We start from the raw sequence: 15,165 nt of genomic DNA, 5'->3' as shown, positions 1-15,165 counted from the left end.
GGGGCGCCTGGCCCCCTCCGCGATCCTCAGCCGACGATCTCGATGCCGGAGAAGAAGAAGGCGATCTCGGTGGCCGCGTTCTCGGCGCTGTCCGAACCATGCACGCTGTTGGCCTCGATGCTCTCCGCGAACTCCTTGCGGATGGTGCCCTCGGCGGCATTGGCCGGATTGGTGGCGCCCATGATCTCGCGGTTGCGGGCCACCGCGCTCTCGCCCTCCAGCACCTGCGCGACCACCGGGCCGGAGGTCATGAAGCTCACCAGGTCCTTGTAGAACGGGCGCTCCTTGTGCACGGCGTAGAAGGCGCCGGCCTGCGCCTCGGAGAGCTGCAGGCGCTTCTGGGCGACGATGCGCAGGCCCGCCTCCTCGAACTTGGCGTTGATCTTGCCGGTCAGGTTCCGGCGGGTGGCATCCGGCTTCAGGATGGACAGGGTGCGCTCGACGGCCATGGGAGCTTTCCTTCGCGATGGCGGGCAGACGCGCGCCGGATAGGCGGGGATGCGCCGCAGCGCAAGGGGGCGCGACCCCGCAACCCCTCTTCGGCCCGGGCTTTAACCGCCCACCTCCCGCCAGCCTGGCGGGGTGAGGAAGGGAGCGCCAGATGTCGCGCAGAACGGTTTCGGTGGTGGTCCTGGCGGTGCTGCTGGTGCTGCTGTTCTGGCAACTGCCGGAGGTGCCGCTGCTGATCTTCGCGGCGGCGCTGATCGGCGTCTTCCTCTACTCCGGCAGCAGCCTGCTGCGGCGCGTGGTGCCGGTGCCCCATGCCGTGGGCGTGCTGGTGTTCACCCTGCTGCTGCTGCTGGCCGGCGCCGGGCTGGGCCTGCTGGCGGCGAGCCCCCTGGCCGAGCAGCTGAACCAGCTCTGGCAGCAGGTGCCCCAGGCTTTCAACAGTGTGACGGATCGCCTCTCGCGCTACTCCTGGGGCCAGGAGATCCTTCAGCGCCTCCAGCCGCAGAACCTCTCCCTGCCGAGCGGCAGCGGTACCTCGACGGCCTTTTCCGCCATCAACAGCACCTTCGGGGCGCTTGGCAATGCCGTGCTGGTGGTGTTCCTGGGGGTCTATTTCGCAGTCGATCCCGCGCTCTACCGGCGCGGCATCGAGCTGATGGTGGCGCCCTCCCTGCGGCCGAAGGCGCATGAGATCGCCCTTGAGGCGGCGCATACGCTGCGGGGCTGGCTCGGCGCGCAGCTCGTCTCGATGACGGTGGTGGGCCTGTTGACGGCGCTGGGCCTCTGGATCGTCGGCATCCCGCTGGCCCCGGTACTCGGCGTCATCGCCGGGTTGCTGGCCTTCATTCCCACCATCGGCCCGGTGATGTCGGCCGTGCCCGGCCTGCTGCTGGGGCTGTCGGACGGCCTGTCCGGCCTGCTGACCGTGGCCGGGGTCTATCTTGCGGTGCAGACGGTGGAAAGCTACCTCGTCACGCCTTACGTCCAGCGGCGCAGCGTGGATCTGCCGCAGGCGGCGACCATCGTCGCGCTCGTCGGTTTCGGGCTGCTCTACGGCTTCCTGGGCATGATGCTGGCGACGCCCATGGCGGCGGTGCTGCTGATGCTCGTCAACCGCCTCTACGTGACCGACTATCTTGAGCGCGAAACCGCCGAGGAATGGCGCCTGCCCGTCGCCAAGTCCTGAAGGCCTGCCGCATCCGGAGGGCGATCTGCCCGCCAGGGGCGGCCCGGCACCGGGGCTGGGCCGCGAAGGCCCCGGCCCGCTCGGGCCGGAGGCGGCACCGTGCCCAGCCTCCTGCGGGAGGCCCGGGCGCCCCGCGTGACGCTCGCGCGAGGGACGGGCCAGTGCCTCAGAGCGCTGTCGAGGGCGTGGTGCGGCCCTGCGTCGCGCTCCAGGCGCCAAGCAGCATCGCGACCACGCCGACGATGATGTCGTTCCAGAAAGCGGCATTATCCGCTTGGCCCGGCCCCATGGGCTCCGGCGCTGCGACATTCGGAGCGGCGCCGACCTGCTCCATCAGGGTGTCATAAGGCAGGATGAAGGGCGCAAGAACGAGCCAGGCGCCGATGCCGGCGACAGTCCAGCTCAGCCCCTGTCCTCTCGTGGGGGAACGCAGGTGCAGGGCGGCAAGGGCCGCGATGAGCACGCCGCAGACGATGTCGTTCCAGAGTGCCGCAGGAATGGCGGAATAGCCCAGCAGGAACGGCGCGGCGATCAGCCAGAGACCGGCCACGACATTGATGCCGCTGGCCCAGCGGAGCGCTCCGGTAGAGCTGGTCCTGTTCATGTCTTCTGCCCCCGTGTTTCTTGCGTCGGCTGCCTGAGTGAACCCCGTCTCAGCCGGCGGCGGCATGCCTGAGATGGCCAGGGTCCCCTTGGAGCGAACCATGGGAAGCCGGCCGGGTTCCTGGCGCTTGCCTTCCTCCTCCTGGCGAAGGAGTACCTCGCGCGGTGCAGCCGCGCTGCCGCCTGCCCCTTCCTCGGGCAATGGCCGGGTGGGTCGTCCGGCCTGTTCGCTCCTGGGACCCCCTTCGAACGGCGGCTTTCCTGCTCCTTTCTCCCGCTGGTGGCCCCCTGAACTGGTGCCGAATGCCTAAGCAGATCCAGGCAGGGCCGTTTCGGCACCTGAATCCTGAACCAAATAGGGGAATTACTGGAGGACCGAAGATAAGGCACGCCATAAGCTTCAACTGCGGATTGCAGTACAATTTTTTGTATTCAATCGCGAAATTCTCAAATTGAAATCGATTTCCGATAAAAACGATTCTAGAAACGTGAAGACAACGCTTGGGCGGAGGGGCTGCGGGGAAGGCGTCCTCGGCCTTGCATCGCGCGCATGGGGGCCGCCGAAGCGTCGCTGAATGTGCTTGCGAAGCGAAGGACCGAACAATGAAAGCCCTTACGCCTTTGGGAACGTTCATCGATGTTCCAGAGTGCGCTGAAAGCGATACCAGCAGCTTCCGCCCGGAGGATCTCCAGGAGGCGGTGCAGTTCTACAGACGCGAAGGCTATGTCGTGATTCGCGGGCTGCTTTCTCCCGAGCTTTGCGACGCGGTCCGCAACGGCTATCGGGCCGAGGTCCTGCCGTCCAAAACGCCGATTCTCCGTCAGAAAAACATGCGCTACGAACGGAACCGCTTCGACAAGGACGGTTTTCTGGTCAATCCGATCTTCAATGTGCAGGATCTCGAATCCCGCCGCTTCGGCCGCTTCAAGAACGCCACGCTGGACGTCCTCACCCATCCCGGCGTGGCGGCGCTGACCGCCGCCGTGTTGGGAACGCCCCGCACCAAGGTCATCCAGAGCATGTTCTTCGAGGCGCCGGCCGGGACATGGGCGCATCAGGACAGCTACTATCAGGACAGCGGCGCCGGGATCGGCCGCTGCACCGCGGGATGGTTCGCGCTGGAGGACATCGATGCGGGGGCAGGGCGGTTCTATGTCTGCCCGCGCAGCCACAAGCTGATGCCCCTGCTGCGCAATGCGGGGGAACTGGATTTCGCCACCGGGCACCACCGCTACCAGCACGCCGTCCTCGAGGCGATCAAGCGCTACGACCTCCCCTGGCATGCGCCCTGCCTGCGCAAGGGGGACGCCATCTTCTGGTCCTCGCTGACGGTGCATGGAAGCCTGGGAGCCGAGCGGCGGGGCGTCTCCCGCACATCGCTCACCGCGCACTACCTGCCGGAGACGGACGGGATGCTGCAGTTCCACACCCGCATCCGGCCGCAGAAGTTGCTGCCCCATAACGGCATGGCGGTGGCGCGCCTGCACGACCAGGACGAGTGGCGGAACCGCGCGGTGCGGCGGGTCGCGGCCAGCGCGCCCGGCACCTATGCGGTGGTGCGCAAGACTGCCATGCGGGCACTCTTCCTGGCCGGGAAAATGCGGCGGGCGCCGGCCCCGGTGCCCGTGCTGCCACCCGACGCGGTGGCCTGATCCGCGCATTGTTCCGCGGCATGCGCCGCCACCCCGGCATGGGGGGGCGGAGCATGCCTCAGAACGCGATGCCGCGGTTGCTCGCCGCCTCTTCCAGCAGGCCGCGGTCGTGCCGGGCGTAGAGCCGGTAGCTGCGCCAGACGAACTCCTCGGCGCCGAGCAGATAGGCATTGTTCGACCACACCAGCGGGGTGCTGTAGCGCAGCCCATGATGCGCCGCGAGTTCGGCCGGGATCGGCCAGGTGGCGCCGTAGGAGAGGGTGTTCGGGCAGGCATGGCTGGACAGCGGCGCGCAGGGCAGACCGATCCGCCGGCCGAAGCGGCGGGCGAACTCGGCGAAGAAGATCTCGTTCGGGTGGTTGGTGCTGTAGAGCAGCGGCCGTTCCCGGACCTCGGCGAAGAACCACGCGCGCAGGCTCAGGCCCTCGGGGCCGAGCCGGCTCTCGCGCCGCTCCCATTCCCGCTCGGCGGCGACGAAGGCGGCGAAATGGCCCTGCTCGGCATAGGTTCCGGCGTTGAAGGCGGCGCGGCAGGCGGCGGGGTCGAGCCCGCGCAGGAAACTGCGGACCACGATGCGGGAATTGTAGTCGCCGATCGGCGAGAGCACGCGCTGGCCGCGCGCACCGAGATAGGTGATGTCCGGAAACAGCCCGGCGAAATGCACGGGGACATAGGGCACCACCTCGGCCCGCCCGGCGGCCTGCAGCGCCTCCACCGAGATCTCCGCGAACTCGGCGGCGCTGGTCGCGGGGGCGAGGATGACGTCGGCGCCTTCGGCGGCGCGCAGGAACTCCTCGCGGTTGCGGCGGAAGGCGGTGATGTCCAGCCCGGCGATGGAGATCTCGCGCTGGCTGAGCCAGGCGACGGCACGGGCGAGGTTGGGCGCCTGGCAGTTGCCCAGCACCAGCAACCGGGGCGCGCCGGGGCGCCAGAGATGAAACTTCCAGGCCGGCTGCATGTGCGGCAGCGTGGCGCGGGCCACCGCCTCGGGGTGGCTGAAGGCGGCCTCGTGCAGCGCCGCCGCGTCGCCTCCCGCCGCTGCCAGCGCCGCCGCTTCCTCGGGGCTGGGGCGCCGTCCGAGATGGTGCTGCCAGGCCCAATCCACATCGGTCGGGTTGGGCCGGGGGCTGGCGGTCTCCAGCGGCGCGGCGGCCGGTTCGGTCATGCCGGATTCTCCAGGGCGCGGTCAGGGGAAGGGGGCGGGCGGGCGGGCAGCGCACCTCACCGCAGGATGTAGTCGGTGGTGAAGGTCACGGTCGTGCTGTCCTGCCCGCCCAGCATCTCCGGCGGGAAGGCCGGCCCGATCTGGTCGCGGAACAGCGAAAGGCTGGCCGAGTCCAGCCAGCGCGAGCCGGAGGAGGTGATGACACGCACAGCGGAGACGCGCCCGTCCTTCTCCACGGTGACCCGCAGCACCACCGCGCCGTCCTCGCCGGCCTGCACCGCCGCCCGCGGATAGAACATCCGCCGCTGAACCCATTGCTGGAAGGCGCTGCCCCAGTCCATCGAGGGGCGGGCACCGGAGACATAGGAGAGCGGCGAGCCGATGGCCGGGCTGTCCCGGCGCGGCATCAGCGAACGCTCCGGCACTGGCCCGATGGCCATGTCCATCTGACCGCCCGGCGCCGGGCGCGACCGGGGAGCCGGTTGTGGCGCCATGGTCAGGGGAATGCTGCGGCCGAGATCGATGGTCCCTGCGAAAGGGGAGGCGGGGCGGGGCGGAGCCGGTTCCTGCCGCGCTGGCGGTGGGCGTGGCGGGTTGAGCCGCAGCGGCGTCGCCGGGGCGAGATCGGGGCGAATGTCCAGCTCCGGCACGGGTGCGGGCGGCGGCAACTCGGCGTCGGGCGCCGGCTGGGGCGCTGTCTCAACCGGCGGCTGAACCGGCTGCGCGGGCGCCGGCTGCGGCGGCGCCTCGGTCGGTGGCGGGGCGGGCTGCGGGGGCGCAGGCTCAGCGGGTGCAGGAGGCGGCGGCGGAGCGGGCGGGGCCGCGGGCGCCTGCTCGTCCGGTGGCTCGGTCGGAGCGGGGGCATCGGCCGCCGCGCTCGGCGCCTCCTGCGGCGCCGCCTGGCTCTCGAACACCACCTCGACGGCCTCCTGCGAACCGGGCGAGGGCAGCGTGCGCGGCCGGCCCCACAGCACGAGCGCCATGAGCAGCGCCGCATGAAGGGCCGCCGAAATCCACACCGCCGGGCGGCGCCAGGAGCGGCGCGGCCGGCGCGGTCCGTCCGGGAAAAGGGGCGGGACAGAGGCGGTCAGGCTCATGCGCGGCAGCAAAAGGGCAAGGAGGCGGGGCTTTCGGTCGGCGGGGCCGCGGCCTGCGGCTGCCCCAACCTAGGCGCTCCAATGGGGCAGGACCAGGGTGGCCACCGCGGGCTTCACTGCACGTGGCGCTTTCCGCGAGGGGCGCATCTGCACTACATCCGGGGGGCCATGACCGTTCTCGCCATTCGTGACCTCACCATCCGCATCGCCGGCCGCCCCCTGCTGGAAGGGGCCGAGCTGATGGTGGACCCTGGCCGCAAGATCGGGCTGGTCGGGCGCAACGGCGCCGGCAAGTCCACCCTGCTGCGCGCCATCACCGGGCAACTGCAGCCGGATGGCGGCGAGATCCGCCTCGCCGCGCGCGCCCGCATGGCGCATGTGGCGCAGGAGGCGCCGGGCGGCAGCCAGAGCCTGCTGGAGACCGTGCTGTCCGCCGATACCGAGCGGGCCGGCCTGCTCGCCCGGCTGGAGACGGAGGCCGACGGCGCCCAGCTCGCCGAGATCCACGAGCGGCTGATCGCCATCCGCGCCGACAGCGCCCCGGCCCGCGCCGCCATCGTGCTGGCCGGACTGGGCTTCGACGCCGCCGCCCAGGAGCGGGCGGTGGGCGAGTTCTCCGGCGGCTGGCGGATGCGCGTGGCGCTGGCCCAGGCGCTCTTCCTGGAGCCCGATATCCTGCTGCTGGACGAGCCGACCAACCATCTTGACCTGGAAGCCACCCTCTGGCTGGAAGGCTGGCTGGCGCGCTTCGCCGGCGCCGCCCTGGTGGTCAGCCATGACCGCGGGCTGCTGGAGCGCTGCGTGGATGCCATCGCGCATCTCGATAAGCGCCGGATCACGCTCTATCCCGGCGGCTATGACAACTTCGTCCGCATCCGCACGGAGCGGGCGGCGCAGCAGGTGGCGCAGAACGAGAAGATCGCCGCCCAGCGCGCCCATATGCAGTCTTTCGTGGACCGCTTTCGCGCCAAGGCCACCAAGGCGCGCCAGGCGCAGTCCCGCCTGAAGGCGCTGGAGAAGCTACCGCCCATCGAGGCGGTGGTGGAGGACACGCCCACCCGCTTCGCCTTCCCCGAGCCCTCCGAGCTGGCGCCCCCCATCGTCGGCCTCTCGCGCGTGGATGTCGGCTATGACGGGCGCCCCATCCTGCGTGGGCTGGACCTGCGGCTGGACCAGGAGGACCGCATCGCCCTGCTCGGCGCCAATGGCAACGGCAAGTCCACGCTGGCGAAGCTGCTCGCCGGGCGGCTGGAGCCGATGGCCGGCGAGATGCACCGCGACCGCCGCCTGAAGGTCGGCTACTTCGCGCAGCACCAGGCGGAGGAGCTGGACCTCACCGGCACGCCGCTGACCCATATGCAGGCGGCGCTCGGCGCCAAGGCCACCGAGACGCAGTGCCGCGCCCAGCTCGCCCGCTTCGGCCTGGACGAGGAACGCGCCACCACCGGAATCGGCGCGCTTTCCGGCGGCGAGAAGGCGCGGCTGCTGCTTGCCCTCTGCACCCGCGAGGCGCCGCACCTGCTGATCCTGGACGAGCCGACCAACCATCTCGACCTCGACGCGCGCGAGGCGCTGGTGAAGGCGCTGGCCGAGTTCGGCGGCGCCGTGGTGCTGATCACCCACGACCCGCACCTCGTCACCCTCGCCGCCGACCGGCTCTGGCTGGTGGCGGACGGTCGCGTGACCAGCTTCGACGGTGACCTCGACGACTATCGCGCCCTGCTGGCCGAGCGCGCCCGCGCCGCCCGCCCGGCCGCCGAGCCCGCCGCCACCCGCCGCGACGAGCGCCGCGAGCGGGCCGAGAACCGCCAGGCTCTGGCGCCGCTGCGCCAGCGGGTGGGCAAGGTGGAAGCCGAGATGGCGAAGCTGCAGAAGGAGGCCGCCCTGCTGGAGCGGAAGCTGGGCGATCCAGGTACCTATGCCCGCTTCAAGGCCGAGGACATCGCCTGGGCCACCCAGCGGCAGGGTGCCATCGCCAAGCAGGTTGCCGCCCTGGAAGAGGAGTGGCTGGAACTGCAGGAAAAGCTCGAAGCGGCGTAAGAAGGCCGGGGAAGGAATTCCCCCGGACCCCCATCTTTTTTCTGCCGGTTTGGCGCAGCGCCCCGGAAAGCGCATCGCTGGACATCAACCGTTTGGCTGGCAAACCTTCGCGGCGGCCCGGGAAGCGGCTAAGAAGGGTTCAACAAGAACGCTGGTGCCGGCGCGCCAGGTGAGGAGGCGTCCATTCCCCCGGAATGGAGACGCTGATGGCCTTGGCGACACCCCGCGCTTCCCGATTCGCCGAGCTGGCCCTGTGCCTCGGTGCGCTCTCCCTCGGCGTCAGCGAGTTCGCCGCCATGGGGCTGCTGCCGCAGATCGCCGCGGCCACCGGCGTGAGCGTGCCGAAGGCCGGACTTACCATCAGCGCCTATGCCCTGGGCGTGGTCCTGGGGGCGCCGCTCCTGGCCCTGGCCTTCGCCCGCTGCCCGCGCCGGCTGCTGCTGGTCGGCCTCGCCCTGTTGATCGCCTTCGGCAACCTGGCCAGCGCCCTGGCGCCCAACTTCCTGGGCACCTTCGCCGCCCGCCTGGTCGCCGGCCTGCCGCATGGCGCCTATCTCGGCACCGCCGCCATGGTGGCCGCCTCCCTGGCGCCGCCGGACCGGCGGGCCAGCGCCGTGGCGCGGGTCATCCTCGGCCTCAGCATCGCCAACCTGATCGGGGTGCCGCTCGCCACCTGGATCGGCCAGTTCGCGAGCTGGCGCGCCGTCTTCGGCATCGTCGCGCTGATGGCGCTGGCCACCGCGGCGCTGATTCGCCTCTGCCTTCCCATCATCGGGGCAGGGCCGAATATCGGCGTCCGGCGCGAGATGAAGGCCGTGCTGCGCCCGCAGGTGCTGCTCGCCCTCGGCACGGCGGCCATCGGCTTCGGCGGCATGTTCGCGATCTACAGCTACATCGTGCCCACGCTGACGGAGGTGACCGGCATCGCCCGGGCAACCGTGCCCGTGCTGCTCGCCGTCTTCGGCCTCGGCATGATCGCCGGCAACATGGCCGGCGGCTGGCTCTCGGACCGCGGCGTCATGCGCGCCATCGGCGTGATGCTGTCCCTGAGCATCGTGGCGCAGTTCTGCTTTCTCTTCACGCCCTTCAGCCTGCCCCTGGCGACGGTCAACATCTTCCTGATCGGTGCCACCAGCATGGGCCTCGGCCCCGCGCTGCAGACGCGCCTGCTGGACGTCGCGCCGGATGCGCAGATGCTCGCCGCCTCGCTGAACCACTCGGCCTTCAACATCGCCAACGCGCTCGGCGCCTGGCTCGGCGGCATGGTGATCGCCGCCGGCTTCGGCTGGACCTCGACCGGCGCGATCGGCGCGGTGCTGACCCTGGCCGGATCGGCGGTTTTCGCCGCCTCCCTGGCCCTGGAACGCTCCGGGACGGCCGTCGCCTCCTCCGAAGCCTGCTGACGTGTCGCCGCCGGGGCGCCCTTCCGGCAGGCGCCCCGGCCTTCCCCTCACACCGCCTCTGCCGCCGGCAGGTCCGCCAGCTCGCCGACGGTGATCGGCTTGTAGGGCGCGCGCGGGCGCAGGGCGCCTGCCTCTTCCATGCTGATGCCGCGGGTCTCCGCGATCAGCGCGGCGACGGTGGTGCCGCACATCCGGCCCTGGCACGGCCCCATGCCGGTGCGCAGATAGGCCTTGGCCTGGTTCGGGCCGGTGGCGCCGAGCCGCGCCGCCTGCCGCACCTGCCCGGCGGTGATCTCCTCGCAGCGGCAGACGATGGTGGCGTCATCCGCCGGGGCGAGCACCGTGGGCGCCGGCGCATAGAGCCGGTCGAGGAAGGGGCGCAGCGCCAGGGCGTTGTCGCGGGCCTGGCGATGCGGCGCGGCGCGGCGGTCGCGCTCCGCGGCGGAAAGCTTGCCGGCGCGGTGCGCAGCGTCCAGCGCGGCGAGGGCGCCGCCCTCCACCGCGGCCTGCCAGCCGCCGATGCCGCCCCCATCGCCCGCCACGGCGATGCGCGGATGGCTGCTGGCACCCCATTCATCCAGAGAAGGGCGCCAGCAGAGTTGCGCGGCGTCCCAGTCATGCGCCAGCCCGAGCGCGCGGGTGATGTGGGTCGAGGGAATGACGCCCTCATGCAGCAGCAGCGTGTCGCAACTCGTGCTGCCGCCGTCCCAGGCCAGCCGGCGCACCGCGCCTTCGCCCTCGGCGCGCAGGCTGCGCACGCCGCGCACCACCTTCATGCCGGCGCGGCGGGCCTCCAGCATCAGCGTGGCACCCTTGGCCAGCATCGCGCGGCCGCGCCACAACCCGCCCGCCCCTATCGCCTGGCGCAGCGCGCCACCGGGCGTGGTCTCCAGCAGCAGGGCCGGGGCCGCGCCGGCGCGGGCGAGCTGCACCGCCAGCAGCCAGAGCAGCGGTCCCTGACCGGCCAGCACGGTGCGGCCCTTCGGCACGGCGCCCGCCTGCTTGAGCAGGATCTGCGCCGCGCCCGCCGTCATCACGCCGGGCAGCGTCCAGCCGGGGATCGGCACCGGGCGCTCCTGCGCACCGGTGGCCAGCAGCACGCGCTCTGCCGTGATCGTCCCGCTGCCGCGCGCCCCGCGCAGCGAGAGCAGGCCGCTCTCGATGTCGATGTGCCAGAGCGTGGTCTCCGGCCGGTAGTCGATATTCGGCATGGCGCGGAAGCGACGGGCCAGGGCGGCGCCCTCGCGCGCGTATTCGCCGGTCAGCGCCGGGTCGGCGGCGGCGGCTTCCACGGCGCGGAAGATCTGCCCGCCGGGCGCCGCCTGCTCGTCGATGACGGCGACGGAAAGGCCGAGTCCGGCCGCCTCCAGCGCGCCGCTCATCCCGGCCGGGCCGGCGCCGATGATGGCGAGGTCGTAGGCGAGGCTCATGCCGCGTCCTCCGGGCGGTAGGCCTCGCGCGCGCCGTGCTGCGGGCGGATGCGCATGCCCGGCCGCACCGTCACCATGCAGGACTGCCGGTTGGCCACGCCGTCGATCTCGGCGAGGCAGTCGAAGCAGACACCCATCATGCAGTAGGGCAGGCGCGGCGCGCCGGTGACGGGCGTCTCGCGGATGGCGGACAGGCCGGCCAGCAGCACGGCGGCAGCGGCGGAAGCCCCCTCGGGGACGAGGACCGGGGCGCCGTCCACCAGCACCTCCACGGTGGCAGGGCGGATGTCAGGCCGCTGAACGAACATCGAAGCGTCTCGCGCTGAAGGGGGCCATTTCGGGCTCCAGGGCGCCGGCGGCGATCATCGGCGCCAGGCGGTTGGCATGGGTGCCGGCCAGCGTCACGCCGCTGTGGCAATTGGCGGTGAAGGCGCCGGGGAAGCGCTCGGACTGGTCGTAGATCGGCAGGCCATCGGGGGCCATGACACGCAGCGCCGACCAGGCGCGAACCAGGTTGAGCTCGGCGATCCAGGGGAAGGAGAGCACGGCCCGGCGGGCGATCTTGCGCATCACCTCGGGCGACTGGCCGAGGTCGAAGCCGGCATCCTCCTTGCTGTCGCCCAGCATCAGGGAGCCTTCCTCGGTCTGCCGGATGGTGGTGGTGGGCATGGGCAGCACGGTCCGGGTGCGTTCGGTGACCAGGATCTGCCCGCGCTCGGGCCGCACCGGGGCTTCGAGCCCGAAGCGCGGGGCGAGATCGGCGTTGCCCAGCCCGGCGGCCAGCACCACGCGCGGCGCGCGGAAGCGCTGCCCGGCGGCCTCCACGCTGAAGTCGTTCGGCGCGGCGCTGCTGTTCTCGACGCGGGCATTGGGCTGGTAGGTGCCGCCGGCCTCGGTGAAGCCGCTGTGCAGCGCCCGCAGCAGGTAGAGCGGGCTGGCGTGGCCGTCATAGGGCGTCCAGCTCAGGCCCACCACCTGCGGGCCGAGGCCGGGCAGCATGTCGCGCGCCTCGGCGCCGCGGATCATGCGATATTCCAGCCCGAAATTGCCGGCCTCGCGCTGCAGCCGTGCCATGTACTCGGTGCGCTTCTCGAACTCCTCCTCGGAGAGGCAGAGATGCACGCCGCCGGGCTGCTGCAGCCCGGTGCCGATGCCCGTGCGCTCCTTCAGCTCCGCGGCCAGCTTCGGCCATTCCTGCGCCGAGCCGCGCGTCCAGCGCTGGTAATGCGGCGCGCCGAGGCCCTTCGACTGCACCCAGACCAGCCCGAAATTGCCGCGGCTGGCGCGGAAGGCGATGTCGCCCTCGTCCAGCAGCAGGGTGGCGAGGCCCTGCCGCTGCAGGCCATAGGCGATGGCGGCGCCGACCAGCCCTCCTCCTATGACGATGGCGTCGAAACTCTGGCGTGTCATGCGCGGCGCTCCCCGGTCAGCAACCGGTCGATGGGGTAGAAGCGGTCCAATACCACCAGCACCACCGCCGTCACCGCGATGAGCGCGGCGGAGACGGAGGCGACCAGCGGGTCGGTCATCTGGTCGATATAGGTGAACAGCCGCACCGGCAGCGGCGTGGCGCTGGGCGAGGCAAGGAAGAGGCTCACCGTCAGCTCGTCGAAGCTGGTGATGAAGGCCAGCGTCCAGCCCCCGGCGACGCCGGGCAGGATCAGCGGCAGGGTGATGCGGCGGAACACGGCGAACCTGCCGGCGCCCAGGCTTTCCGCGGCGCGCTCGATGCGCGGGTCGAGCCCGGCGAGCGAGGCCGTCACCAGCCGCGCCATGTAGGGCACCACCACGACGAGATGCGCTGCCGCCAGCGCGACGAAGGAGCCGACCAGCCCGAGCCCGGCGAAGAAGCGCAGCAAGGCGACGCCGAGCACCACATGCGGGATCATCAGCGGCGAGGCGAGCAGGGCCATCAGCGCCTCCCGCCCCGGGAAACGGAAGCGCACGATGGCCAGCGCCGCCGGCACCGCCACCAACGCGGCCAGCGTGGCGGTGACGAAGGCCAGTTGCAGGCTGAACCAGAAGCTCTCCAGGAAGCGCGGGTTGTCGCCGATCGCCCACCACCAGCGCAGCGAGGCGCCGCTGAAGGGCATCGCCAGGAAGCCCTTGTCGGTGAAGGAGACGAGCACCACCACCACCAGCGGCGCCAGGATGAAGGCGATGAAGAGCAGGTGGAAACCGATGGCGAGCGCGCCGTTGCGGTCGTTGCGCGGCATCAGCCCACTCCCAGGCGGCGCAGCGCGCGGCGCTCGACGAAGCGCGTCCAGAGCAGCGTCACGGCGAGGATGGCGAGCAGCAGCAGCACGGCGATGGCGGCGCCGAGCGGCCAGTTCAGCGTGTTCAGGAACTCCGTATAGGTCATGCTGGAGACCACCTTCAGGCGGCGCCCCCCGAGCATGGCCGGCGTGGCGAAGGCGGAGGCGGACAGGCAAAAGACCATCAGCGCGCCGGCCAGGATGCCCGGCATGATGTTGGGCAGCACCACCCGGCGGAAGGCGGTGAGGCGCCCGGCGCCGAGGCTTTCGGCGGCACGGGCGAGGGCGGGGTCGAGCCGCCCCAGGCTGGCCCAGACCGCCAGCACCACCAGCGGCACCATGACATGCACCAGGCCGAGGATGATGGCGAACTCGGTGAACATCATGCGGAAGGGCGCGCCGGGCACGTCGAGCGCCCGCAGCGCCTGGTTGATCAGCCCGTTGCCGCCGAGCAGCACCATCCAGCCGAAGGTGCGCACCACCACCGAGACCAGCAGCGGACCGACCACCACCAGCAGCATCAGCCCGCGCCAGCGCGGCGGCATGCGGTGGATGATCCAGGCCTCCGGCACGCCGATGGCAAGGCAGATGACGGTGACGACCACCGCGATGCGGAAGGTCCGCGCCAGCGCCTCCAGGAACAGGGAGTCGGTGGCGAGGGAGGCGTAGTTGGCGAGATCCCAGCGCGGGATGATGCCCTTCTCGAAATCGAAGCCCTGGAAGCTGAGCAGCACGATGCCGGCCAGCGGCAGCAGCAGCGCCACGCCCAGCGCCAGCACCGCCGGCGCCGCGAGCGCGGCGGGAGCGAAGCGGGAGGCGCTCATGCCGCCGCCTCCAGCCGCCGCAGGCTGTGCGCGTCCCAGTCCAGCGCCACGGCGGCACCTTCCTCGGCGGGGGGCGTGCCGGTGTTCTGCACCGTCACCAGCATGTCGCCGCAGGGGGTCTCCACCCGCACCAGCCAGAAGCCGCCGAGAAACACGCGCGAATGCACGGTGCCGGGCAGGCCGGGCTGGCCGGCGGGGAGGATGCGCAGCCGCTCCGGGCGGATCGCCAGCGCCACCTCGCCGCGCAGCGCGGCCAGCGGCTCGGGGAGGGGGAAGCGATGGCCGGCAATCTCGGCGGTCGTGCCGTCGATCCGTGCCAGGAGCCGGTTCGAGCGGCCGAGGAAGTCGGCCACGAAGGGATCGGCCGGCGCGTCATAGGCGCGCCAGGGCGCGTCGATCTGCACGATGCGCCCGCCCTGCATGACGGCGACGCGGTCGCAGAGCGCCATGGCCTCCTGCTGGTCATGCGTGACGAGGATGGTGGTGACGCCGACGCGCCGCTGCACCTCGCGCAGCTCCACCTGCATCTCCTCGCGCAGCTTGGCGTCGAGGTTGGAGAGCGGCTCGTCGAGCAGCAGCAGGCGCGGCTCGATCACCAGGGCGCGGGCCAGCGCCACGCGCTGCTGCTGGCCACCCGACATCTGCCGGGGAAAGCGGTCGGCGAGATGCGTGAGGTGCACGAGGTCCAGCGCGCGGGCGACGCGCGCCCGCCGCTCGGGCTTCGGCACGCGGCGCATCTCCAGCCCGAAGGCGACGTTCTCCGCCACCGTCATGTGCGGGAACAGCGCATAGGACTGGAAGACCAGTCCGATATTGCGCCTGCTGGCCGGGATGCCGGCGAGCTCTCGCCCTTCCAGCAGGATGCGCCCGGCGGTCGGCGTCTCGAAGCCGGCGATCATCTGCAGTGTGGTGGTCTTGCCGCAGCCGGAGGGGCCGAGCAGGCCCAGGAACTCGCCCTGGGCCACCCGCACCGAGACGTCATGCACCGCCTGGACGGGGCCGTAGCTCTTGGCCACCCCGTCCAGCACCAGGAAGTCGCTGGTGGAAGCGGTCGTCACG

Annotated in this window: 14 protein-coding genes; 4 read left to right on the top strand and 10 right to left on the bottom strand. The window is 71.5% G+C overall.

What is annotated here, in order from left to right:
- Nucleotides 1–26: 26 nt before the first annotated feature.
- Nucleotides 27–449, bottom strand: coding sequence for a nucleoside-diphosphate kinase (gene ndk, locus QMO56_RS09895; protein ID WP_283525335.1), 423 nt, complete (start codon nucleotides 447–449; stop codon nucleotides 27–29).
- Nucleotides 450–601: 152 nt separating this feature from the next.
- Between ndk and QMO56_RS09890 the strand changes: the two genes are divergently transcribed.
- Nucleotides 602–1,636: an AI-2E family transporter gene (locus QMO56_RS09890; protein WP_283525333.1), complete on the top strand. Its 1,035-nt coding sequence runs from the start codon at nucleotides 602–604 to the stop codon at nucleotides 1,634–1,636.
- Nucleotides 1,637–1,802: 166 nt separating this feature from the next.
- On the opposite strand, the gene QMO56_RS09885 is transcribed toward QMO56_RS09890, so the two are convergent.
- Complete coding sequence (locus QMO56_RS09885; RefSeq protein WP_283525331.1) at nucleotides 1,803–2,240, bottom strand: SPW repeat protein; 438 nt, start codon at nucleotides 2,238–2,240, stop codon at nucleotides 1,803–1,805.
- A gap of 536 nt (nucleotides 2,241–2,776) precedes the next feature.
- On the opposite strand from QMO56_RS09885, the gene QMO56_RS09880 reads away from it, so the two are divergent.
- On the top strand, nucleotides 2,777–3,892 hold the full coding sequence (locus QMO56_RS09880) for a phytanoyl-CoA dioxygenase family protein (RefSeq protein ID WP_283525330.1): 1,116 nt from the start codon (nucleotides 2,777–2,779) through the stop codon (nucleotides 3,890–3,892).
- A 58-nt stretch (nucleotides 3,893–3,950) separates the two neighbouring features.
- Here the strand turns inward: QMO56_RS09880 and QMO56_RS09875 are convergent, their stop codons facing one another.
- On the bottom strand, nucleotides 3,951–5,057 hold the full coding sequence (locus tag QMO56_RS09875) for a WcbI family polysaccharide biosynthesis putative acetyltransferase (RefSeq protein ID WP_283525328.1): 1,107 nt from the start codon (nucleotides 5,055–5,057) through the stop codon (nucleotides 3,951–3,953).
- Nucleotides 5,058–5,113: 56 nt separating this feature from the next.
- Nucleotides 5,114–6,040 carry an energy transducer TonB gene (locus QMO56_RS09870; protein WP_283525327.1) on the bottom strand — a complete coding sequence of 309 codons (927 nt, stop codon included), beginning with the start codon at nucleotides 6,038–6,040 and terminating at the stop codon, nucleotides 5,114–5,116.
- Nucleotides 6,041–6,322: 282 nt separating this feature from the next.
- Between QMO56_RS09870 and QMO56_RS09865 the strand changes: the two genes are divergently transcribed.
- Nucleotides 6,323–8,194, top strand: coding sequence for an ABC-F family ATP-binding cassette domain-containing protein (locus tag QMO56_RS09865; protein ID WP_283525325.1), 1,872 nt, complete (start codon nucleotides 6,323–6,325; stop codon nucleotides 8,192–8,194).
- A gap of 206 nt (nucleotides 8,195–8,400) precedes the next feature.
- Nucleotides 8,401–9,597 carry an MFS transporter gene (locus tag QMO56_RS09860; protein WP_408906515.1) on the top strand — a complete coding sequence of 399 codons (1,197 nt, stop codon included), beginning with the start codon at nucleotides 8,401–8,403 and terminating at the stop codon, nucleotides 9,595–9,597.
- A gap of 47 nt (nucleotides 9,598–9,644) precedes the next feature.
- On the opposite strand, the gene QMO56_RS09855 is transcribed toward QMO56_RS09860, so the two are convergent.
- From QMO56_RS09855 to QMO56_RS09830, 6 genes are read right to left on the bottom strand one after another with little or no spacing between them, the layout of a single operon-like run.
- Nucleotides 9,645–11,027 (bottom strand): NAD(P)/FAD-dependent oxidoreductase, encoded by a 1,383-nt coding sequence (locus tag QMO56_RS09855; protein ID WP_283525321.1) that lies wholly within the window; start codon nucleotides 11,025–11,027, stop codon nucleotides 9,645–9,647.
- Nucleotides 11,024–11,335 carry a (2Fe-2S)-binding protein gene (locus QMO56_RS09850; RefSeq protein WP_283525319.1) on the bottom strand — a complete coding sequence of 104 codons (312 nt, stop codon included), beginning with the start codon at nucleotides 11,333–11,335 and terminating at the stop codon, nucleotides 11,024–11,026. Before QMO56_RS09850 ends, QMO56_RS09855 begins: the two co-directional genes overlap by 4 nt.
- Complete coding sequence (locus QMO56_RS09845; protein ID WP_283525318.1) at nucleotides 11,316–12,437, bottom strand: FAD-binding oxidoreductase; 1,122 nt, start codon at nucleotides 12,435–12,437, stop codon at nucleotides 11,316–11,318. Before QMO56_RS09845 ends, QMO56_RS09850 begins: the two co-directional genes overlap by 20 nt.
- The gene (locus QMO56_RS09840) at nucleotides 12,434–13,243 is read right to left on the bottom strand and encodes an ABC transporter permease (RefSeq protein ID WP_283525316.1); all 810 of its coding nucleotides are present in this window, start codon (nucleotides 13,241–13,243) and stop codon (nucleotides 12,434–12,436) included. Before QMO56_RS09840 ends, QMO56_RS09845 begins: the two co-directional genes overlap by 4 nt.
- Entirely contained in the window at nucleotides 13,243–14,106 is an 864-nt protein-coding gene (locus tag QMO56_RS09835; RefSeq protein ID WP_283525315.1) for an ABC transporter permease, read from the bottom strand. Before QMO56_RS09835 ends, QMO56_RS09840 begins: the two co-directional genes overlap by 1 nt.
- Nucleotides 14,103–15,164, bottom strand: coding sequence for an ABC transporter ATP-binding protein (locus QMO56_RS09830; protein WP_283525313.1), 1,062 nt, complete (start codon nucleotides 15,162–15,164; stop codon nucleotides 14,103–14,105). Before QMO56_RS09830 ends, QMO56_RS09835 begins: the two co-directional genes overlap by 4 nt.
- Between the last annotated feature and the right edge of the window lies 1 nt (nucleotide 15,165).

Origin of the sequence: Roseomonas sp. E05, from assembly GCF_030063475.1 — a bacterium.
Taxonomy (GTDB): domain Bacteria; phylum Pseudomonadota; class Alphaproteobacteria; order Acetobacterales; family Acetobacteraceae; genus Pseudoroseomonas.
The sequence above is the reverse complement of the archived record's forward strand: the minus strand, read 5'-3'. Positions and strand labels throughout refer to the sequence as shown.